18 protein-coding genes are annotated in these 23,152 nt (G+C 37.6%); all 18 read right to left on the bottom strand.

All coding sequences use genetic code 11. The features are described 5' to 3' along the window. Positions 1-65: 65 nt before the first annotated feature. The 18 genes from EKM66_RS08730 to EKM66_RS08645 all read right to left on the bottom strand — a co-directional run bounded on the left by EKM66_RS08730 (position 66) and on the right by EKM66_RS08645 (position 23,130). Positions 66-2,417: an endonuclease MutS2 gene (locus tag EKM66_RS08730; RefSeq protein WP_125763690.1), complete on the bottom strand. Its 2,352-nt coding sequence runs from the start codon at positions 2,415-2,417 to the stop codon at positions 66-68. A 356-nt stretch (positions 2,418-2,773) separates the two neighbouring features. Then, entirely contained in the window at positions 2,774-3,307 is a 534-nt protein-coding gene (locus EKM66_RS08725; protein WP_125763688.1) for a CvpA family protein, read from the bottom strand. A 109-nt stretch (positions 3,308-3,416) separates the two neighbouring features. Continuing rightward, on the bottom strand, positions 3,417-3,725 hold the full coding sequence (locus tag EKM66_RS08720) for a DUF1292 domain-containing protein (RefSeq protein ID WP_125763686.1): 309 nt from the start codon (positions 3,723-3,725) through the stop codon (positions 3,417-3,419). A gap of 38 nt (positions 3,726-3,763) precedes the next feature. Then, entirely contained in the window at positions 3,764-4,198 is a 435-nt protein-coding gene (ruvX, locus tag EKM66_RS08715) for a Holliday junction resolvase RuvX (protein ID WP_125763684.1), read from the bottom strand. Beyond that, positions 4,198-4,455 carry an IreB family regulatory phosphoprotein gene (locus EKM66_RS08710; protein WP_010018752.1) on the bottom strand — a complete coding sequence of 86 codons (258 nt, stop codon included), beginning with the start codon at positions 4,453-4,455 and terminating at the stop codon, positions 4,198-4,200. The genes ruvX and EKM66_RS08710 overlap by 1 nt, the downstream gene beginning before the upstream one ends. A 63-nt stretch (positions 4,456-4,518) precedes the next feature. Then, on the bottom strand, positions 4,519-7,158 hold the full coding sequence (alaS, locus tag EKM66_RS08705; RefSeq protein ID WP_125763682.1) for an alanine--tRNA ligase: 2,640 nt from the start codon (positions 7,156-7,158) through the stop codon (positions 4,519-4,521). 236 nt (positions 7,159-7,394) lie between these two features. Continuing rightward, a complete protein-coding gene (locus EKM66_RS08700; protein ID WP_125763680.1) occupies positions 7,395-8,735 on the bottom strand; it encodes a DEAD/DEAH box helicase in 1,341 nt (446 codons plus the stop codon). Further along, positions 8,736-9,692 carry a DHH family phosphoesterase gene (locus EKM66_RS08695; protein WP_125763678.1) on the bottom strand — a complete coding sequence of 319 codons (957 nt, stop codon included), beginning with the start codon at positions 9,690-9,692 and terminating at the stop codon, positions 8,736-8,738. After that, entirely contained in the window at positions 9,692-10,810 is a 1,119-nt protein-coding gene (dinB, locus tag EKM66_RS08690) for a DNA polymerase IV (RefSeq protein ID WP_225426581.1), read from the bottom strand. The genes EKM66_RS08695 and dinB overlap by 1 nt, the downstream gene beginning before the upstream one ends. A gap of 27 nt (positions 10,811-10,837) precedes the next feature. Beyond that, a complete protein-coding gene (gene zwf / locus EKM66_RS08685) occupies positions 10,838-12,280 on the bottom strand; it encodes a glucose-6-phosphate dehydrogenase (protein WP_125763674.1) in 1,443 nt (480 codons plus the stop codon). Positions 12,281-12,906: 626 nt separating this feature from the next. Then, entirely contained in the window at positions 12,907-13,404 is a 498-nt protein-coding gene (gene yajC / locus EKM66_RS08680) for a preprotein translocase subunit YajC (protein ID WP_404811466.1), read from the bottom strand. Positions 13,405-13,485: 81 nt separating this feature from the next. Continuing rightward, a complete protein-coding gene (gene tgt, locus EKM66_RS08675) occupies positions 13,486-14,628 on the bottom strand; it encodes a tRNA guanosine(34) transglycosylase Tgt (RefSeq protein WP_125763672.1) in 1,143 nt (380 codons plus the stop codon). A 394-nt stretch (positions 14,629-15,022) separates the two neighbouring features. Then, complete coding sequence (gene queA, locus EKM66_RS08670; RefSeq protein ID WP_125763670.1) at positions 15,023-16,057, bottom strand: tRNA preQ1(34) S-adenosylmethionine ribosyltransferase-isomerase QueA; 1,035 nt, start codon at positions 16,055-16,057, stop codon at positions 15,023-15,025. 6 nt (positions 16,058-16,063) lie between these two features. Further along, complete coding sequence (ruvB, locus tag EKM66_RS08665; RefSeq protein ID WP_125763668.1) at positions 16,064-17,086, bottom strand: Holliday junction branch migration DNA helicase RuvB; 1,023 nt, start codon at positions 17,084-17,086, stop codon at positions 16,064-16,066. Positions 17,087-17,119: 33 nt separating this feature from the next. After that, positions 17,120-17,710 (bottom strand): Holliday junction branch migration protein RuvA, encoded by a 591-nt coding sequence (gene ruvA, locus EKM66_RS08660; RefSeq protein ID WP_125763666.1) that lies wholly within the window; start codon positions 17,708-17,710, stop codon positions 17,120-17,122. A 2-nt stretch (positions 17,711-17,712) separates the two neighbouring features. Then, positions 17,713-19,629 carry a DNA mismatch repair endonuclease MutL gene (mutL, locus tag EKM66_RS08655; RefSeq protein WP_125763664.1) on the bottom strand — a complete coding sequence of 639 codons (1,917 nt, stop codon included), beginning with the start codon at positions 19,627-19,629 and terminating at the stop codon, positions 17,713-17,715. 17 nt (positions 19,630-19,646) lie between these two features. Next, positions 19,647-22,295, bottom strand: a complete 2,649-nt coding sequence (gene mutS / locus EKM66_RS08650) for a DNA mismatch repair protein MutS (RefSeq protein ID WP_125763662.1) — start codon at positions 22,293-22,295, stop codon at positions 19,647-19,649. A 28-nt stretch (positions 22,296-22,323) separates the two neighbouring features. Beyond that, positions 22,324-23,130, bottom strand: a complete 807-nt coding sequence (locus tag EKM66_RS08645; protein WP_125763660.1) for a TIGR00282 family metallophosphoesterase — start codon at positions 23,128-23,130, stop codon at positions 22,324-22,326. Positions 23,131-23,152 lie beyond the last annotated feature (22 nt).

Below are 23,152 nucleotides of genomic sequence, written 5' to 3'. Positions count from 1 at the left end.
CTATATTATCTATCCTAAAAATATTATCACTTTCACGGAATTCTAGGAAATATTTTGTTTCGTAATTATAAGTCAACAATCGTAGCTCCGGAACCACCTGAACTAGCTGGTGCATAACCAAATGACTTAACACGCGGATTACGTTGCAAGTACTTAGTAACACCTTTTCTAATTACACCAGTACCGAAACCATGAACGATAGTAACTTGATTATAACCAGCTAACAGCGCCGAATCAATATATGAGTCTAATTCTGTCATAGCTTCTTCGTAACGTTTACCACGAAGATCAAGCTTACTTGAAAGTCCAGAGCTCTTAGTTCTTCTGACCATTGTTGGTTTCTTCTCTTCTTCTGGCTTGGAGTCGGTCTTCTCCAAATCATCACCAGCAAACTTCATCTTCAAGATACCTAGTTGAACTTCAAATTGTCCGTTTTTATCTTTACGAACGATCGTACCAAATTGACCATATGACAATACTTTAACTTCATCGCCAACTTTGAGTTCTTGCTTACGTTTATTGCGTCTAAGAACCTTATTCTTCTTAACTGTCTCATCTTGATGAAGATTCTTCAAACCAGTTTTCGCAGAAATAATTTGGTCTTCTTTAACTGCAACACCGGCCTGTTCCAATTTACGTAATCGATCAATAATTTTATCTGATTCCTTACGAGATTTAGAAACAATTTGATTAGCACGAACTTTGGCTGCTTGAATTTCTGATTCTTTCGAATTATCTAATTCAACTTGCTTATGTTCATAGTCAGCCTGAATATCTTTGTTCTTAGACAATTGAGCCTTCAGATCTTCATTATTCTTCTCATATTCCTTACGACGATTCTCAAGATCAGTGATCATGTTGTTCAAGTCTTGGCTCTCACCACTCATCAAACTTTGTCCACGATCAACAACTTCACGATCCATACCTAATCTAGCAGCAATATTGAAAGCATTACTTGATCCTGGAATACCAATCAACAAACGATAAGTTGGCTTCAATGACTTCTCATCAAACTCCATACTTGCGTTGATAGTGTCTTCAGTATTATAGGCAAACACCTTCAATTCAGGATAGTGAGTAGTTGCCATAATTACACAATGTGACTTAGATAACTTCTCAAGAATAGCAATCGCAATTGCAGCACCTTCTTGAGGATCAGTACCAGCACCCAACTCATCGATCAATACTAGACTGCGTTCAGAAACCTTACGCATAATATTAATAATATTATCCATATGAGATGAGAAAGTACTCAAGTTTTGTTCAATTGACTGTTCATCACCAATATCAACAAAAATTTCATCGAAGACAGCGACTTGACTCTCTTCACGAGCTGGAATAAATAAACCAGCCTGTGCCATAGCTTGTAATAATCCTAATGTCTTCATGGTAATAGTTTTACCACCAGTATTAGGACCAGTTATCAGCATTGTCTTGTAGTCATCACCAATCTTAATATCATTGGCAACTACCTTATCAGGATCAATCAAAGGATGCTTGGCATTGTACATATCAACAACGTGATCTTTAGAGATAATCGGTTCAGTACCCTTGATCTCTCTAGCATATTTAGCCTTCGCATTGATCAAATCAAATTGACCCAAAACTTCATTGTTTTTGACGATATCATCAATTTCCGGACGAACCAAATCTGATAATTCGTTAAGAATTCTAATCTCTTCCAATTTCTCAGAAGTTTGCATGTCATGTAAGCGATTGTTAAGCCCTACAACAGCTTGTGGCTCAATGTAAAGTGTTTGTCCACTGGCACTTTGATCATGGACTACGCCCCCAAATTTGTGACGATACTCAGTTTTAACCGGCACAACGAATCTGTCATCACGTAATGTAACAATTGCCTCAGTTAAATACTTAGTGTTATTACCACGAGTGTACTTTTCCATTGAACTACGGATTTGTTCGTTTAAACGTCCAATTTGTTCTCTGACATACTTCAAATCATCAGATGCCGTATCGAGAACTCGACCAGTATCATCAACTGATTTAGCGATTCTAGTTGTTAAACTAGGATTATCGATCAAATTATCATTCAAATCATACAACTGACGCAAATCAATTTGATCATCTTTTAGTTTTTCAAAAAACTCTTTAAGCTCACTAGTATTCTTAAGAACTTCCCCAATTGAAGCTAATTCAGTTCCATTTAAGTTACCGTCTTTTTTTAGACGATTGGCTTGATCATGTAAATCAGCCAATTTTCTAACCGGTATCTCACCCTTGATACGGACGATATCCATACCGTCCTTGGTCTGATCGATCAATCTTTGAACAATTGATTCAACTGACATCGGCATAAGCTTTTTCAAAAGGGTATTACCGCGAGATGTTATTAGATATTTGGCAATTTCGGCTTTGATCTTGTCAAACTCTAAAACATTTAAAGCTTTATTATTCATATCTTCTCCCTATTTTTTATCGTTTCTATTTTTAAATTAAAATGATTATTTACTTCTCCATATGCAAACACAATTTTTTTATTAAGCATATTTGAGATTCATTATTCATCTAAATACGTCTAATAACCAACAGATATCAAATTAGTGTTCGATTGAGAGTGACAAATCCAGCACTGGAAGACTTTCGAAATCTACGGGTTATGCAGAGTTCAAAATCGAGACTTCAGACCGCCGGCTAAAGTCGATCCCACAGCAGACTTATTATTTTCTACCGGAGGCAAACCAACTACTACATTTTAATAATAAATAAGACTGAAACAAAATAATTTGTCTCAGCCCATTAATTTATTATTTTTTTATATCCATAAGCCTGTCATCATTGCCGTCAATCCCGGCGTATTACGAATCATCGTCGAGGCTATGAATGAATGCTGAAGCGCATTTTGAATCCCATCAACCGGTATCATCGCCAACAACAAGAGAACCATAAACATAGTCACATAAGTAACTATCAATCCTAAGATTCCTCCACTTAACAAATTGACGTCGTTGAACATTGGATAATATGTTAAACGTTTAAAGTAAAGTCCTACAAAACGAACAATTATCCAACCAATAAAGCAGATAAAGATAAATGCAAAGGCACGATAAAATGCATCATCTAATTCCATCCCCACCTTAGTTGAGAAGAAAGCAAACTCACTTCCCAAACTTGCGGATGGATATGGAACGATCATTTCAAATTTTGGACCTAAAGCTTTGAAGGAAACTAGAGCAATCACAAAAAAGATTGCATATCCAACTGTAAAAAATGCTTGCATAACTAGGCCACGTCGGGCACCAACGTAAAACCCATAGGCTAAAAATAAAATAAGTAACAGACTTAGCATTATATCCCCTTACACACTCTCTTTTAAACTAAAAGCACTACTTTTCACTCTGTAGTAGAAAATCATAAACCATGGATCAATAAAAAATCAATCCATGGTTAATAATAAACTATTGATCTTGACCATCATCAGAAGTGAATGTATTTAAAACTTCTTGAACCATATCCCATTCTTCTTCATCTTCAATTGGAAGAAGGTCGCCGGCTGTAACATCGCCGTTTGCATCTGGTTCAAATGAATATGCTTGAAGTTCTACTTCATCAGAGTCTTCATCTGCTTTCGGATATAGAAATACATATGATTTACCATAGTCATCAGAATCAAAGGTAAATAATATCTTGTAAGTTTCTTCATTACCTTGATCGTCACTTAATGTAACTTCATCCAAATCCTTTGGTGATTGTGGATTTTCACTCATAATTGTCACCTCAATTAGCTGTATCTCTATTTGTACAGCTATTCCTTCGTTAACTTGCCTTTTGCATCAAGATAATTTTGTAAAATCATCTCTGCGGCAATTTTATCGATAACTTTCTTTCTCTTAACACGTGAAACGTTTGCTTCATCGATCAACATACGTTCTGCCTGAACTGTAGTTAATCGCTCGTCAATAAAGTCTACAGGCAAATTGAATTTATCAACTACCATCTTACCGTATTCACGCGACTTTTCGACTCTTGGTCCCTCAGTATTGTTCATGTTCTTAGGCAATCCGATAACAATCCCTGTCGGTTGTTTATCTTTGATGATCTCACCTAATCTATCTAAACCAAAATCTTCCTTATCCTCATTGATACGAATGATCTCTACACCTTGAGCGGTCCATCCCAATAGGTCACTTGCGGCTACACCAACAGTTCGGGAACCAACATCTAATCCTAATAAGCGCATTACTTGCCTTGGTTGAGATAACTCTTAACTAATTCTTCAATTATCTCGTCCCTTTCATGTTTTAAAATTAGATTTCTTGCATCATTGTGACGTGGAATATAGGCAGGATCACCAGATAGCAAGTATCCAACAATCTGATTAATTGGATTATACCCTTTTTCCTCTAGTGATTGGTAAACACTTTGTAATGTCTCTTTGACGTCCTTGCCTTTGTTTTCATTAAAATCAAAACTCATTGTTTTATCAAGTGAACTCATGGCAAACCTCCATATAGCAAAATTTAAGTGACCAGAAAGATTTCATTACAATTATAGCCCACTTTAATAAGATTTAATAACATCTTTGGCTAATTGTAACGCATTTGTAAGACCAGCGGGATTTTTACCGCCAGCTTGTGCCATATCTGGACGACCACCGCCGCCACCTTGGATCTCTTTGGCAATCTTCTTAATGACATCGCCAGCTTTGATTCCTTTGGCTTGAGCATCTTTACCCACAGCTACAACAAGACTGGCTTTTTTATCGGCACTTCCACCTAGGACCAAGATATCAGAACTTTGTTCATTCTTCCACTTGTCGGCTAGTTGTCTCAATGCTGCCATATCTGCTGGAATTGCATTGGCAATAACTTTGAATCCATTGATTTCTTCAACATTATTGAAGACTTCAGCAGATTTTTGACTTGTAAGTTTCAGCTTCAAGTTTTGGTTATCACGATTCAACGCCTTATTATCATCAACTAATTGAGTTGCGCGAGCTGGTACATCTTTCAATTGGTTAACTTTCATATTTCTGGCTGTTTCTTGTAATAATTGTAATTGATTGTTTAAGTACTCGAATGCTTCTTCACCAGTTACGGCTTCAACACGGCGAATACCTGAACCAATGGCTGATTCAGAAGTAATCTTGAACAATCCTAATTCTGAAGTATTACGGGCATGTGTTCCACCACAGAATTCAGTTGAGTAATCGTCAATTTCAATGACACGGACAATATCACCGTACTTTTCGCTGAACATGGCAATTGCACCCTTTTTCTTTTTGGCTTCTTCAATAGGTAATACTTCTGTTTTAACAGGAATAGCATCCCAAATCTTTTCATTAACAATCTTTTCTAGTTGACTGATTTGTTCATCAGTCAATGCTGCATTACTGTTGAAATCAAATCTCAAGTATTCAGGTTCAACTAATGAGCCTGCTTGATGTGTTCTTGATCCAACAACATCGCGTAAAGCTTGATCCAACAAGTGAGTTGCCGTGTGATTATGGCGTACTTTTTCACGGAAATCGCCATCGATCTTCAGATCGTATTCTTCACCTTGTTTCAATGTTGTTGAAACATTTACAAGATGAATATTTTGGCCATTTGGTGCATGTTGTACATCAATAACTTCAGCAACTTCGTTACCATTCTTATCGTAGATGCCACCGATATCGGCGACTTGACCACCCATCTCGGCATAGAATGGTGTCTTATCAAAGATCAATTGAGCCTTGCCCTCAGCAACTTCTTCTACTTCAGCATCATCGACAACGATATTTTTCAAAGTAGCTTTAATTTCATTGTTATCATAACCTACGAATTCACTAGGTGTTTTGATTTCCATCAATGTTTCATCTTGCATCCCCATTGATTGCTTGTTTCCACGAGCGGCACGAGCACGTTGCTTTTGTTCTTCCATGTTGGCTTTGAAACCATCTTCATCAACATCAAGTCCCTCATCATGTGCATATTCGCGTGTCATTTCAAGTGGGAATCCATAAGTATCATAGAGTTTGAATGCATCAGCGCCATTGATGACTTTTTCATCATCCTTGTGGAGATCCTCAATTATACCATTCAAGAGTGCTAAACCATCATTAAGTGTTTCTGAAAAACGTTTCTCTTCTAATTCAATTGTCTTAGCAATGAAGTCCTTTTGTTGGCTAACTTCTGGATAATAACTCTCCATAATTTCTCCAACGATTGGAACCAACTTGTATAGGAATGGTCCATTGATACCAAGCTTCTTACCATTAAGAACAGCACGTCTGATCAAACGTCTGATAACATAACCACGACCATCGTTTGAAGGTAGTGCACCATCACCAATGGCAAATGAAACTGTTCTAACGTGATCAGCGATAATCTTAAATGACACATCGTCTTCAGCGCTCTTGCCGTATTTACGACCATCACTAAGTGTTTCAACGTGATCAATAATTGGCTTAAATAAGTCAGTTTCAAAGTTTGTCTTTGTTCCTTGGATAATTGAAACTAAACGTTCTAGTCCCATACCCGTATCAATGTTCTTATGTGGTTGTTCAACGTACTTGCCATTTGGTAAGTGGTTTAATTCTGAAAATACGATATTCCAAACTTCAAGATATCTTTCATTTTCACCACCAGGATAGTTTTCAGGATCATCTTCATCCAAGTTATTGAATGATTGGCCACGATCATAAAAGATTTCTGAATCAGGACCACATGGACCTTCACCAATATCCCAGAAATTATCTTCTGTCTTCAAAATATGATCTTGAGCGATACCTACTTGTGCCCAAAGTTTTTGAGTTTCAGTATCTTTAGGATATGTAGTTACATATAAAAGATTCTTATCCATATCCAACCATTCAGGACTTGTTAAGAATTCAAATGCCCAAGGAATTACTTCTTTCTTGAAGTAATCACCAACTGAGAAGTTACCCATCATTTCAAAGAATGTTTGGTGACGTGCAGTTTTACCGACATTTTCAATATCATTAGTTCTAATACATTTTTGAGCATTAGTAATACGTGGATTTTCAGGAATTACTGTACCATCAAAATATTTCTTCAATGTAGCAACACCTGAGTTGATCCATAGCAATGTAGGATCATTAACTGGCACTAGTGAAGCACTAGGTTCGATCATATGTTGTTTTGTTTGGAAGAAGTCCAAGAACATCTTTCTTATTTCAGCACTTGATAATTTTTTCATTATTTTTCCCCTTAAAAAAAGAGAAAACCGTTGCTTTACAAGGACGCCACTGCGCGGTACCACCTTGTTTGCAACGATTTTCGTTAGCCTCTCAACAATTATTATTTACAATTTTAATTGGCAGCATCTATTAATTAATTATCTAGGCGTTCTCACCGACTAGCCTTCTCTTGAGATATTAATAATTAGACATATCCAATGAAAATATTAACTACCGATTGAAAAAAAGTCAATAACTAACTTCCGCGACGTTTGTCTCGCTTTTGTTTCATTTCTTGACGATTCTTAATACGGTTCTTTTGACGTTTGTCAGTTGAAATTGCTTGTCTAATCTTTTTCTTGTATCCAGGTTTCTTCTTGGTCTTTTGTTTCTTAACAAAACCAACTAGTTTTGGATCAAGTTTTTCTTGTGTAGCATGACGTTGAGTACGACGATCTCTGTCATAAGCCTCAACGATTTCATCATTCTTCAAATCCTTTGGCAAGAACTTGATTCCCATATGTTCTAGTTCAGCAATCTTATTCTCTTCACCAGGATTATACAATGTGATAGCAATACCAGACATCTTGTTACGTCCAGTTCTACCTACACGATGAATAAAGAAGTCCAAGTCATCAGGTATTTCAGCATTAATAACATGTGAAACACCATTAATATCAATACCACGTGCAGCCAAGTCAGTTGCAACAACGAATTGATATTCCATATTTTCGACTTGTTTCATAACACGTTTTCTTTCACGAGGACTTAACCCACCATGAATACGTGCAACTTTTAGTCCTTTAGCCTTTAAATAATTGTAAATTTCATCAACTGACTTCTTAGTATTGGCAAAAATCAATGCCAAATATGGTGATCCTAAGGTCATCAATTGATAAATCATTTCTTTCTTATCACGGCCATGAGCAAACATTAGCCAGTTTTCAACATTCTTAGCAATCACACTTGAGTTCTTGATTTCAACTCTTTGTGGACCCTTCATATACTTCTTCAAGAATGGTTCAAGTCTCTGTGGAATTGTAGCTGAGAAGACCATCATCTCATGGTTCTCAGGCATCTTGCTAGCAATATGATCGATATCATCTAAGAATCCCATATCAAGTGTCATATCAGCTTCATCGACAACGAAACGTTGAACATCATCAACATGTAAGTCATTCTCACGAATCATATCCCACAATCTACCAGGAGTTCCGATAGCAATTTGTGGTTGATGTGCTTCAAGCTTTCTCTTTTGACGTTCACGATCAGCTCCACCAACATAGATGAAGGCATTATATTCTTCAGGATAGTTCTTCAGGATAGCTTGTGTATCTTCATAGATTTGATAAGCTAGCTCTCTACTGGGAGTAGCAATCAAAGCTTGCACAGTTTGGTCCTTAGTAATTGCATTCAAAATTGGCAATAAGAAAGCATGTGTCTTACCAGAACCAGTTTCTGATTGGACAATAATGTCTTTCTTCTTATTAACAAGTGAGATTACAGCTTCTTGAACTTCAGTTGGTTCATCAAAGCCGATCTCCTTGAGCGATTTGTTTATCGCATCATTAAAATTATATTGTGAAAATTTAGTCATCTATTCACCCTTCGATTTGAAATCTTTAACGATTTCAATCAGTTCCTTAAACATTTGGTTTACTTCATCCAAATCTTTAGCATTTGCACCACTAGCTAATGGATGTCCACCGCCATCATGTTCTTTTGCCAACTCATTAATAATTGGACCTTGAGAACGCAAGTGCATTCTGAAAGTTCCGTCATCCTTTTGAACTGCTTCCAACCATGAAGTTACTTCGTGTAAACGACCTGGTGTTGAAACAACTGAGTTAGCCTTTTCTTGATTGATTCCCAACTTTTTCATTAAATCTAAGTCGATGATGGCTAGTGCAGCGCCTGATTCATCAACTTGTAGTCGATTGAACAATTCACCTTGTAACTGGGCTTGTGCCAAGGCGATCTCATTCATATTTTGATTAATACCAGAGAAGTTAATTCCCAGGTTCATAAAAGTCCCAACAACATTCATTGTATGTTGAGTAGTAGCAGGATACATGAAACGGCCAGTATCACCTACTATACCAGCATATAAATAATACGCAACGGATTTGGTCAAAGTTAATTCATCCGTTGAATCAATCAAGTCTGCGATTATTTCAGAACATGAGCTGGCTTTTGTGTTAACAAATAATTGATCACCATATGCTTCATCGTTTGGATGATGGTCGATTTTGATTAGAAAATCACCTTTGTTAAAACGTTCATCATCAACACGTGGAGTATTGGCAGTATCAACACAAATCACCAAGGCACCATTATAGTCGTCATCACTGACTTCGTCCATTGTTGATAGCCACTTAAGACCTTCAGCATTGTGTCCACCGATCAAAACTTTCTTATCTGGATACGCTTGACGCAAAGCCGTAGCTAATCCAGTTTGTGATCCAAGTGCATCTGGATCTGGGTTTTGATGGCGCAAAATTACTATCTTGTTGTATTTTTTGATTGTTGCTAGTATTTCTGAAAAACTGTTCATTAATTATCCTCCGGTGTAAATAGATTTAAAGAAACTTCTTCATAAGATAACGGATCAAGGTTAGTCAAAGTAATACCTAGTAGCCGTATCTTCTGATCACTTATGTCTAATTTATCATAAATCTCTTTGGCAATACGATATATTTCACCTTTATCCTGCACATAATCCTGAAATGTCATTCGTTTAGTGACCGTTTCAAAATCAGAATTACGTAATTTGAGAACGACTGTCTTGCCATGCTGACGTTGCTTCTTCAAATCCTTACTTACTAAGTCAGCCAAAAACTTCAATTCTTTTTCAACTTGCTCATTCAATACTAGATTCTGATTATAGGTTCTCTCACGTCCAATAGACTTACGAACACGATGACCTTCGACTGGCGAATCGTCAATACCATGAACACGGCGAAACATAACATATCCCATTTTACCAAAGGTATTGATAAATATGTCCTGATCAAGTTCTTGCAAATCTCCACCAGTATAAATATCCATCTCATGCAAACGCTTCTGCATTGCCTTGCCAATTCCATTAAACTTTTCAATCGGAATTGGTTTGAGAAAATCTTCAGCATACTGACCAAGGATAATGGTTCGTCCAAACGGCTTGCGATAATCAGATGCCATTTTTGCCAAAAACTTATTGTATGAAATTCCTACAGAACAAGTTAAATGGGTTTCACGAACTATCTTTTGTTGAATGTAATTAGCAACTTTCAAAGTGTTAGATTTATTCAACTTGTTTTCAGTTACATCCAGATAAGCTTCATCTAATGCAACAGATTGATAATTGTCCGTCACTTCTCCGAAAATACTATGAATATACTCAGAAGTTTTACGATACAACTCAAAATTCGGTGGAACTATTAACAATTTCTCTTTGGGAATCAATTCAATTGCTTGTTGAGCTGGCATTGCGGAATGAGCGCCATACTTCCGCGCATTATAGTTAGCAGTTGTAACCACCCCATGATGATGATTTTTCCGAGGATCAGGAGCTACGATCAAGCATTTCTTCTTATATTGTGGATGTTCACGTTCTTCCACTGAAGCGAAAAAAGCATCCATGTCAACATGGATGATTTTTCGATTCTCTTCAATTCTAATTGGTATCTTCAAAAATCCGATAGCATAACACCACCTAGTCTAGTCGTCCCAGACCCATGAATTACCATCACGTTCTAGTAAGGTATCTGCGGCCTCAGGACCCATTGTTCCACTAAGATAATTAGGGAAGTCAGTATCTTCTGAATCCCATTTTTCTCTGATAACATCGATGTACTTCCATGTGCTTTGTAATTCGTCCCACAAAGTGAAATGAACTCTATCACCTGACAAGATATCAATGATCAGACTTTCATATGCTTCACGAGCATTGTCAAAGTATGTCTTGTCTTCTGGGAACTTGATCAAATCTTGGTTAGAAGATTGATAATCGATCCCATTAACTAGAATACTGTGTCCTTCTTCTGGTTCGATCAATAAACTGACAGTTGTATTAGGGTTAACACCAAACTCTGAAACCTTATCATTAAACACAATATCAATTCTTGATGATTTGGCAGGCATACGTTTACCTGAGCGAACATAGAATGGAACACCCGACCAGCGTTCATCATTAAATTCTAGTTTACCTGCTGCGTAAGTTTCAATATTCGAATTATCGTCAACATTATCTTCATCACGATATGCATTCAACTTACCAAGACGGTCAGTATCGTATTGACCACGAACAAAGCTCTTATTAACTTCTTCAGGTTCAAGCACATCTAAGCTTGAGAACAAGTCAGTCTTAACCTTATGAATTGCTTTAGCGGTCAATTCTTCAGGTGTATCCATGGCAATTGAACCGATGATTTGCATAATGTGATTTTGAACCATATCACGCAAAACTCCGGCGGTTTCATAATATCCACCACGATCTTCAACACCCAATGACTCACCTAAAGTAACTTGAATATTTGATACATATTTATTATTCAAAGCCTTTTCAAACTTAGGATTCTTTAAACGAATATTGGGAATCTCTTGTATCATCTTTTTACCCAAATAATGGTCGATACGATAGATTTCATTTTCAGGGAAAGCCTTCGACAAATCATCATTTAATTCTGAAGCACTAGCCAAATCACGACCAAATGGCTTCTCAATAACTAGACGATTAAAGCCATCCTCTGTCTTCAAACCTTCAGAATTGATGTGTTCAGCGACTGTACCAAAGAATCTAGGTGCAATAGCCATGTAATAAACACGGTTATGACCAGCCTCAAATTGGTCATCAAGTTTGGCAGCTAATTCCTTTAGTGCAATGTAATGTTCTGAATCATTAACATTATGTGATTGATAGAAGAAATGTTTGGCAAAGTCTTCCATTTTTTGTTTGTCATCATCCAAGTCCTCAAGCGAAGTTACGACTGTTTCACGGAAATAATCATCACTCCATGGACGACGAGCCGTACCGATAACGGCAAAGTGGTCTTTTAAAATTCCCGCTTTGTACAAGCGATATAGAGCAGGATAGAGTTTTCTGTGAGCAAGGTCACCAGAACCTCCAAAAATAATAAAAATTGCTGATTTTTCTTTAGCCATTTTCCAAACCCCTTCTGATAGAATCATGCACTTCTATTTTACAACATGCACCCATAAACATCTTTAATTAAGACTTTTTAGTTATTAATTTTTTTATCTGAGGGTATTGTAAACCCTCTAGTGTACTTTAATGCAAGCATTTGTCTTCTTTTACGCCTCCAGAAAAAGTAACGATACCTGCAGTGGGACCGATTTCAGCCTGAAGTGCGGTCTGAACTCTCGTTTTTGAACTCTGCATGGACCTCGCAGATTTCAAAAATCGTCCTGTGCTGTACGAACGGAAGATCCCGTTCTACAGCACTTTCACCGCTGGTATCGTTACTTTTTCTTCCGGCTTGTTTGACACGTATACAATTTTCTAGTGCGTTCAACTAAGTAATGTTTCAACATTACTTCTACCTCTATTACCCCATAAGAATCACCAAAAAAAACTGGAGGTTGAGATAAATTAAACCAGCCGTGAATGTGGCGAAAGCCACAAGACGAGCTTGGAGATTTGCAAAGCAAAGCTTCAAGTCGAGGCGAGAGACCTTGGCTCGAGCCGGTCCACACGGCAGGTTTGATTTATCTCAATCGAAAACAAGCAAAAAAAAGGCTGAAACTTTCGTTTCAACCTCAAAAAAACATTATTTTTCTTCTGAATCGTCTTTTGCATCATCTGGTTTAGCAGGTTCAGTTTTTGGTTCTTCTTTAGCTTCTGTTTCAGGTTTTGCATCTTCAGCAGGTTTGTCATCTGCTTTTTCAGCATCCTTAGGAGCATCATTTGTTTCTTTTGATTCTTCCTTTGGTTCTTCTTCAACCTTAACTGTACCGGCTTTAGCTGGTGTAGTTCTACGAATGAAGTTCAAATCAAATGTTAAGTAAATGCCATCACAGTCAACAACGACTTCTTTGTTCTCACGGTCGATAGATGCAATCACACCTTTAATACCACCAAGTGTAACAACTTTGTCACCCTTGTCCATTTGCTTAAGCATTTCTTGACGTTTTTGTTGTTGTTTCTTTTGTGGACGAATAGAAATAAAGTACATACCGACAAACATAACCACGATAAGTGCGATAAAGATCATGTTTGTTCCACCTGCGGCAGCTGCGCCTAATGTTAAATAATTCAAATTTTCCACCTCTTAATAGTTTGCATAACTATATGGTATCAAAAATCATGCGGTCTAACCACATACATTGCTCTTTTATTAGAAATAAAATTAGAAATTACGAGCATTTGCTTTATTTAAGCCATATTGTTCAAAAACATGTTCTCTGAATTCTAATAAGTTATCATCACGAATTGCCTGACGAACATTTTTCATCAAGTTCAATAAGTAATAAAGATTATGATAACTAGTCAAATGTGTTCCAAATAATTCATTAGCATTGATCAAATGACGAATATAAGCACGACTGTAGTTACGACATACATAACAATCACAATCTTCATCAATTGGACGGAAGTCACGAGCATATTTGGCATTCTTAACTACCAAACGGCCCTTTGTTGTCATACATGTACCATTTCTAGCAATTCTAGTTGGTAATACGCAATCGAACATATCAATACCACGAATAACTCCATCAACTAAGGCATCCGTAGAACCAACACCCATCAAATATCTAGGCTTGTTCTCAGGAAGCAATGGTGTCGTGAAATCTAGAACGTGGTTCATCTCTTCTTTAGATTCACCAACTGACAATCCACCAATTGAATATCCAGGGAAGTCCATACTTGTAAGATCAGCGGCACTTTGCTTACGAAGATCTTCGAATCCAGCACCCTGAACAATACCAAACAATGCTTGCCAATCTGGATTACGGTGAGCATTTAATCCACGTTCTGCCCAACGGCTAGTACGTGCGACTGATTTCTTGATGTAATCATAACTTTCGAAGAATGGAGGACATTCGTCCAAACTCATCATGATATCTGGGCCCAAATAATTTTCGATTTTAATTGCTTTTTCGGGTGATAAGAATTCACGACGACCATTTAGATGATTCTTAAAATGGACACCAGCTTCAGTAATATCACGTGTGTTAGCTAATGAAAACACCTGGAAACCACCAGAATCAGTTAGAATTCCTTTGTCCCAGTTCATGAACTTGTGCAAGCCACCAGCTTCCTTGACAATATCTTCACCAGGACGAAGCCATAAGTGATAGGTATTTGCCAAAATAATGCTGGCACCGATTTTTTCCAAATCTTCTGGAGCCATGTTCTTAACTGATGCTTCTGTTCCAACTGGCATGAACATTGGTGTTTCAAATGTACCATGTGGTGTCTCTAACATTCCAAGACGTGCGCCAGTATGCTTTTCTTTTTTGATTAAAGTATATTTAACGGCTGGTTCCATGTGTTCCCTCTTTTCCTCAAATTCCGCTCTCTACTTAAATGAGCTGCAAAATCCAGATTCCTGCGCCTGCTACAGTTAACAAATGCACCAACTCCGTTGGCACTTTTGTTATCTTAGACAGTGCTCAGAATCTACCGGCTTTTTCCGCTCTCTATTTTAAACGAGCTGCAAAGCGACAATCCTCTGCGCTTACTACGAATAATAAATGTGCCACTTCGTGTCACCTTCATTATCCTAGGTAATGCTCAAAGATTAACCGTCACTTTTACGCTCTCTACTCAAAACGAGCTACACAAAACAACTCCTTCCGCTTACTACGGATAATAAATGTGCCACTTCGTGTCACCTTCATTATCCTAGGTAATGCTCAGAAGTTACCGTTTTGCTCCACTCTCTACTTTATAAACATTGCATCCCCAAATGAGAAGAAACGATACTTCTCATCAATGGCATGTTGATATGCATTCAAAATATTTTCTCTTCCAGTAAATGCTGCAACGAGCATTACTAATGTCGATTTAGGCAAATGGAAGTTGGTAATGAATTCATCAACTACTTTCCACTCGTAACCTGGTTTAATGAAGATATCTGTCCAACCACTATCGGCTTTGATTTCTCCATTGAACTTAGTACCAATTGTTTCCAGAGTTCTGATTGATGTTGTTCCAGTAGCGACAATCTTACCGCCGTTATTGCGAACTTCATTCAATGTCTTAGCTGAATCTTCATCCAAACGATAGAACTCTGAATGCATAACGTGTTTACTGATATCTGATTCAGTAACTGGTCTAAATGTTCCCAATCCAACGTGAAGTGTCAAATAAACTAATTTAACGCCTTTATCTTGAACCTTTTGCAACAGATCCTTAGTCCAATGCAATCCAGCAGTTGGTGCAGCAGCTGAGCCATTTTCTTTGGCATAAACTGTTTGATAACGGTCTGGATCATCAAGCTTTTCCTTGATATATGGAGGCAATGGAGTTTCACCCAATTGTTCCAAAATTTCCAAGAAAATTCCATCATAATGGAATTCAATGATCTTGCCACCATGCTCTAGTTCTTCAACAACAGTAGCTTCAAGCTGACCATCACCAAATTGTACTTTTGTGCCAACTTTGGCACGACGAGCAGGTTTCATCAAAACTTCCCACTTGTCACCTTCAATATTGTTCAATAACAATACTTCTTCATGACCATCCGTGTCTTCTTTTGTTCCATAAAGACGGGCAGGTAAAACACGGGAATTATTCATAACTAAGGCATCCCCAGGATTAAGATAATCCAAAATATCGTAAAAATGCTTGTCTTCATAGGCACCTGTATCATGGTCTAAAACTAGTAAGCGCGAGTGGTCACGATCCTTGATAGGTGTTTGAGCGATAAGTTCTTCAGGTAAATCGTAGTCAAAATCTTCGGTAGTTAATGTCATTGTTAATTAATTCTCCTTATCTGGATAAGTATAACCGAGATGTTCATAGCCTTTTCTAGTTACAATACGTCCACGGGCAGTTCTCTTTAAGAATCCTTTTTGCATCAAATACGGTTCATACACAGATTCAATTGTCTCTTGATCTTCACCAATATTAGCGGCAATTACTTTGATACCTAGTGGTCCACCACCATATAATTCAATCATCATTGACAGGATCCGTCTGTCAACACGATCAAGTCCGGCATCATCAACTTGCAATTGATTAAGAGCTGATTCAGCTATTTCATAGTCGATCATATCCTTGCCAGCAACTTGAGCAAAGTCACGAACACGCTTCAATAATCTATTAGCAATTCTAGGTGTACCACGAGATCTACGAGCAATTTCGTGGGATCCTTCTTCATCAACATTGATATTTAGAACTTTTGCGGAACGGAAAACGATTTTCGATAGTTCCTCTTCAGAGTAGTATTCCATATGAATATCAATTCCAAAACGATCACGCAATGGTGCTGACAACTTACCAGAAGTTGTCGTTGCTCCAATCAATGTATATGGAACTAACTCATGATGGAGTGAACGAGATTCTGTACCTTGTCCAACAATTATATCGATATAAAAATCTTCCATCGCTGAATAAAGAACTTCCTCAATTGCTCTAGGCATACGGTGAATCTCATCAATAAATAAGACATCCCCAGGTTCCAATTCATCAAGCACGGCAACTAGATCACCAGACTTCTCAATCGATGGTCCAGTTGTTGTATGAATGTTAACACCCATTTCATTAGCAATAATCATTGCCAAAGTTGTCTTACCTAACCCGGGAGGTCCATATAACAGAACGTGATCCAAAGTCTGTTGGCGTTGCTTAGCTGCTTTGATATAAACATCTAGTTCATGCTTAGCACGCTCTTGACCAAGATATTGGTCAAAGGTCTTGGGACGTAAAGATTGTTCTGCCAAATCTTCTTCGTCATCGAGTGAATCTGCATCAGTCAAACGATCATTATCATTATTATCCATAGACTAGCCTCCTTATCTATCTAATTTATTAGTTTACTTAGTTAACAATTTTAATCCGGCACGCAAATAATCATCAGCTGAATCAAGATTTTCTTTAAGAAGTCTGGGCTTGATCCTAGCAATATCACGAGCAGTATAACCCAATGATTCTAGGGCTAACATACCATCTTCTAAGTTTTGATTGCCATGTGCAAGTGGAGTTGGATCTTCGCCAAGTACCATTTGTCCTTGAGCTGACATCTTCCCACCAAGATCCAAGATGATCTGTTGTGCAGTCTTCTTACCAATCTTAGGGAATCTAGTTAAGAACTTAACGTCATTATTCTCAATAGCTTGAATCAAACCATTAAGATCTTGTCCTGCCAAGATTGCCAAAGCACTCTTAGGCCCAATTCCGGACACACTAATTAGATGTAAGAAAATCCTTTTTTCATCTAAATTATAAAATCCATATAACGCCTGCTCATTATCTCGAACAATTTGTTCAACATAGACTTTTGCTTCTTCATCCTGTTGATAGCGATAGGGATTAGCCACCTGGACTTTATATCCTACACCATTAACATCAACAACGACATAGGTTGGATCAATATAAGTAATTACTCCATTTAAGTATTCAAACATAATTATTCACTTTCTCTGGTGTCATGAGGATCTTGAATCCGTTTGAACATCTTCTCAAGATCTTTGTTACTAAATTCTACCAATACTGGACGTCCATGTGGACAATTATATGGATTTTCTGCTTTGGTCAAATTATTCAACAGTTCAATTGCCTGTACATCATCAAGATGATGATTAGCCTTGATAGCACGTTTACAACTCATCATGATAGCATTTTTTTCTCTGAACGCTGCCACACTTATCTTAGAATCATTCAATACATAATCAATCATTTCACGGATAGTGGATTCTTCTTGTCCCTCCACAAACCAAGTGGGATGCGTATTAACAACAAAACTGTTTTGACCGAAGTCATCTAAGTACAAACCGATATCCTCAAGTATTGGTTTCTTCTCACGAATCAAAATACTTTCGGAGTTGGGATAATCGAGAACAATTGGAACCAATAAACGCTGTTGATCATTCGAAACTTTGCCAATCTCTTTACGGTAATATTCATAATTAACGCGCTCTTGTGCGGCATGTTGATCGACCAAATAAAATCCTTCATTACTTTCAGCAACCAAGTATGTTCCATGAATCTGTCCGATATACCTTAATTCTGGAAAGCCCGTATCTGAACTATCTTCACTACTATCAGTCGAATCAGCTGGAAGAACCTTAGTTTCTTTTTCCTGGGCCAAACGTTCATCCCATTCTTTAAGATGGTCTGGTTCATCAAATATTGGCGTACCCAACAAATTTTTGGCCGGTGCTTGTACTTTTATTACAGGTTCCTTTTTATCAGGAATCTTAGTTGGCATTGGTTCATTGATCTGATTCATCATTGACAGATCATCAAACGAAATCTGTTCTGGTTTGTACACAACTTTTGCTTTTGGCTGATCAGTAGTAGTCTTACGATCCAAATTCTTAACAGCATCAGGAATCAAATTCTGATTAGAGAGTTTGTTCTTGATACCCTCACTAATCAAGTCGGCAATATGTCCCTCGTTAGTCAATCGAACTTCTTGCTTAGTTGGATGGACATTGATATCTACCAAGCTAGGATCGAGCGTAATATCGATAACTGCGATTGGAAATCTTCCTACCATTAACTTGGAACCATATCCACGAATAACTGCATTAGCTAATTGATAATTCCTAATATATCGTCCATTCAAAATCAAAGAAATATATGAACGATTCGAACGTGTCGTATCAGGTTTTGAAAAATAACCTTTGATCGTATAATCTTCATCGGAATTCTCAAACTCAAACATATGACTAGCTATCGTACGTCCATATATCCCTGCCATTGTCTGTTGCAAGTTATCATTTCCAGAGGTCCAGACAACATCCTTACCTTCATGAATCAATCGGAAAGAAACTTCAGGATGCCCCATTGCTAATCTATCAACGATATCCACAATCTTATTCAACTCTGTATGCAGTGACTTCACATACTTCAATCGAGCCGGAGTGTTGAAGAATAAATCTTCAACCGTAATCGTGGTCCCTTTTGAACGAGCATGAGTTTCTTTGTTTAACAAAGTATTTCCAGCAAATTCTGCACGTACAGCTGATTTACCATCAGTACTCGTAACAATCGTTAGTTTTGAAACAGATGCGATACTTGCCAAAGCTTCACCACGAAATCCCAATGTTCTAACATTGAACAAATCATGATCAGTAGAAATCTTACTGGTGGTATGAGGTTGAAAGGCAATCTCGACATCATCGGCACCAATACCGGCACCATTATCATTGACTTCAATCGACTTCAATCCAGACTGTTTGACTGTAATAAGCACTTGAGTTGCTTTAGCATCAATGGCATTTTCCACCAATTCCTTAACAACTGAAGCTGGACGTTCAATAACTTCACCAGCAGCAATTTGATTACTTAATTCAACTGGTAATTCATGAATCAACCCCAAACATTTCACCTTCTTTATTATTTAAGTTCTTTTTGCCATTTATATAGTAGATTGATTGCGTCAATTGGTGTGACACTCATCAAATCTTGATTTTGTAATTCATCAACAACCTTTTTCTCACCTTTGTTCAGCTTCACCTTAGGCTTAACTTCTAATTCTGGGAATAATGAAAGTTGTGATTCGGCTGTTGCTGAATCATTAACCGTTTCTGAGTCTTCTTCTTTAGTATCTACAGGTTCAGATTTAACACTCTTAGTTGGTTCTTTGGCAGCTTCAACTTTGATACCTTTTGGAGCAGTATCTTCTAAACTACTCAAAATAGTATCTGCTCGGCTCAAAACTTCATCCGGTAATCCAGCTAATTTAGCTACATGGATACCGTATGATTTATCAGCGGGTCCAGGTAATACCTTGTGCAAAAATACCAAAGTTCCGTTCTCTTCTGAAGCATCAACGTGAACATTCTTAACCCCTGGCAACTGACTTTCAAGTTCAGTCAATTCATGATAATGAGTTGAGAACATAGTCATTGCCTTAACGTTCTTGTCGATGTATTCAATGATCGCCTGAGCTAGCGCCATACCATCATATGTAGCAGTACCACGACCAATTTCATCGAAAATAATCAGACTGTTTTTAGTTGCATTCTTCAACGCATCATTGGCCTCACGCATTTCAACCATGAACGTACTGTCACCCGATATAAGATCATCAGCAGCACCAATTCGTGTGAAGATATGGTCAAAAATAGGCATATCAGCTGACTCTGCAGGAACGAAGCATCCTACTTGTGCCATGATAACTGTCAGTGCCATCTGACGCATATAAGTACTCTTACCAGACATGTTGGGACCAGTTATCAACAGGATATCGGTATCGTTGTCAAAAGTTACATCATTTGGAATATAACTATTATTACTCAAGACTTTTTCCACAACCGGATGACGTCCATTGACGACCTTCAAGTCATGGCCCTCAACAAAGTTTGGAGCAACGTAATGGTAAGTCTCACTCACTACCGCAAAGCTCTGTAGAACATCTAATTGTGACAAAATATTAGCCAAAGTCTGAATACGTCTAATTTGTTCTTTAACTGATTTTCTAATATCAGCGAAAAGTTGATGTTCTAAAGCTTGGGACTTGTCCTCAGCTTCAAGAATCAAACTTTCCTTATCTTTCAATTCTGGAGTTATATAACGCTCAGCATTAGTCAGAGTCTGCTTTCTCGTGTAACGACCTTCTGGAACCTTATCGATATTAGACTTAGTAACTTCAATATAGTATCCAAAAACCTTGTTATACCCGATTTTTAGATTACTGATACCTGTGACTTCTTGTTCTTTGGCACGTAATTCAGCGATCCACTTCTTACCATTCTTCGAAGCATCAGTATACTTATCAAGTTGTTCATTGTAACCTTCCTTGATAACACCACCACCTGTTACAGAAATAGGTGGTTCATCAACAATCGCCTTTTCAATAAGTTCTCGAACATCACTAACTTCATCGATTTGTTCGACATACGCATCCAAATCATAGTCGCCAATATCTAGAAGAATTTCTTTGATCTTAGGAACTTGTTCCAACGACGTCTTCAATTGAATCAAATCACGGCCATTAACGGTTCCATAAGCAACACGTCCAGCCAATCTCTCAAGATCATATACCTTAGTTAGATAGTCTTGGAATGATGATCTCTGGAAATAATTGTCCAAGAATACTTGTAAGATGTGTTGTCGCTTTTCAAGTTCAGTTTGATTAAGTAGTGGTCTTGCTAGCCACTGTTTTAAAAGTCTGCCACCCATAGCTGTTCTAGTTTCGTCTAACAACCAGAGAAGTGTTCCAGATTTTTTGTTTGTTCGCAGGTTTTTGAACAATTCAAGGTTACTTTGAGCCGTATGATCCATGGATAAATAAGCTGTCGTCTTATATGTTTCGGCGGCTTTTAAATGATCCAATGAACGCATCTGAGTCTCAACTAAATAAGAAATCAATGTTTTGACCGTTGTAACTTGTAATTCCTCAGTAATTTGTGAATAGTCATAGGCGAAGTTGTCGTCTAACTCTTCAATAGTAGAAACTAGAATTCCCAGTCGTTTGATCGGGTCAGAATATTTCTGTGGAAAACTACCGCTGACAACTGTTTCTTTGGTATTCAAGTTCTGTAATTCATTGATCAAATCAATTGAATTATTAACCGAAGTAACCTTTACTTCACCAGTCGAAAGATCTGCATAAGCTAGTCCGAAACGTTCTTTGTCACGGCTGATAGCTGTAATATAGTTATTCTCAGTTGCCGTATTGGCGGACTCATCCATAATCGTACCAGGAGTGACAATTCGTGTTATACCACGTTTTACCATCCCCTCGGCAAGTTTAGGGTCCTCCAATTGATCACAAATGGCGACCTTATAACCTTTATCCACAAGCGTATCAATATAGCCTTGAATAGCACGGTGAGGAACTCCACACATTGGAATATCTTCATCCGCTTTTTTGTTTCTAGATGTCAATGTTAGTTCAAGTATTTGTGAACCTTTGATTGCATCGTCGTAGAACATCTCATAAAAATCACCAACACGATACAACAAAAAAGCATCTGGATTTTCCTTTTTCATATCCAGATATTGTTGCATCATTGGTGTCTCTTTTGTTTTTTGTGGCATGAATTTCCCCCACCATTTTGAAATTAATTTAGAAAGTTAAGAAGCTCTGATTATCAGGACTTATAACATAGTTTTTGATACTGCGTGCATAATTTGTTTGGTCATTAATATCAACTACACAGAAGCCGATTTGCATACGACCATCTTCATCAACATCGAACTTTGTAGGACGTTGTGTTAAGAAACGTGTGATAATTGGCTCATCCTTAACACCTAGAATACCGTCATATGATCCAGTCATACCAACGTCAGTTAAATAAGCCGTCTTCTTGTCAAATACACGAGCATCGTTAGTTTGAACATGCGTATGTGTACCAACAACAGCACTAACTCGACCAGTCAAATACTTAGCTGTAGCAATTTTTTCACTAGTTGTTTCAGCATGAAAATCAACGAATTTAACTGCATCCTTATCCAAAGTTGGTAATAGCTTATCAAATGCTATAAAAGGATTATCTAATGGCTGCATCAACGCAGTTCCTTGCATATTGATAATGTAAACTTTCTTTTGATTGACCTTTTTCTCAATAACTCCACGTCCGGGCACATTGTCGCCTGAGAAATTATATGGACGTAAAATATTTTTCTTGGGATCATCTATAAAATCAAGCACTTCTCGCTTGTCCCAACTATGATTACCACCTGAAACAACATCTGCTCCAGCAACTTGAATTCTTTGGTAATCTTCAACTTTGATACCTTTACCACCATTGGCATTTTCGCCATTCACAATCGTCAATTGTGGTTTAACCTTCTGCTTGATCTTAGGCAAATAAGTCTCCACAGTTTTGAGTCCGATGTTGCCGACGACATCTCCAACGAAAAGTATTTTCATTATATAAAATTCCCCCATCTTT

It is taken from the genome of Companilactobacillus hulinensis, assembly GCF_003946555.1.
Lineage (GTDB): Bacteria > Bacillota > Bacilli > Lactobacillales > Lactobacillaceae > Companilactobacillus > Companilactobacillus hulinensis.
This window is presented reverse-complemented; position numbering and strand designations above follow the sequence as displayed.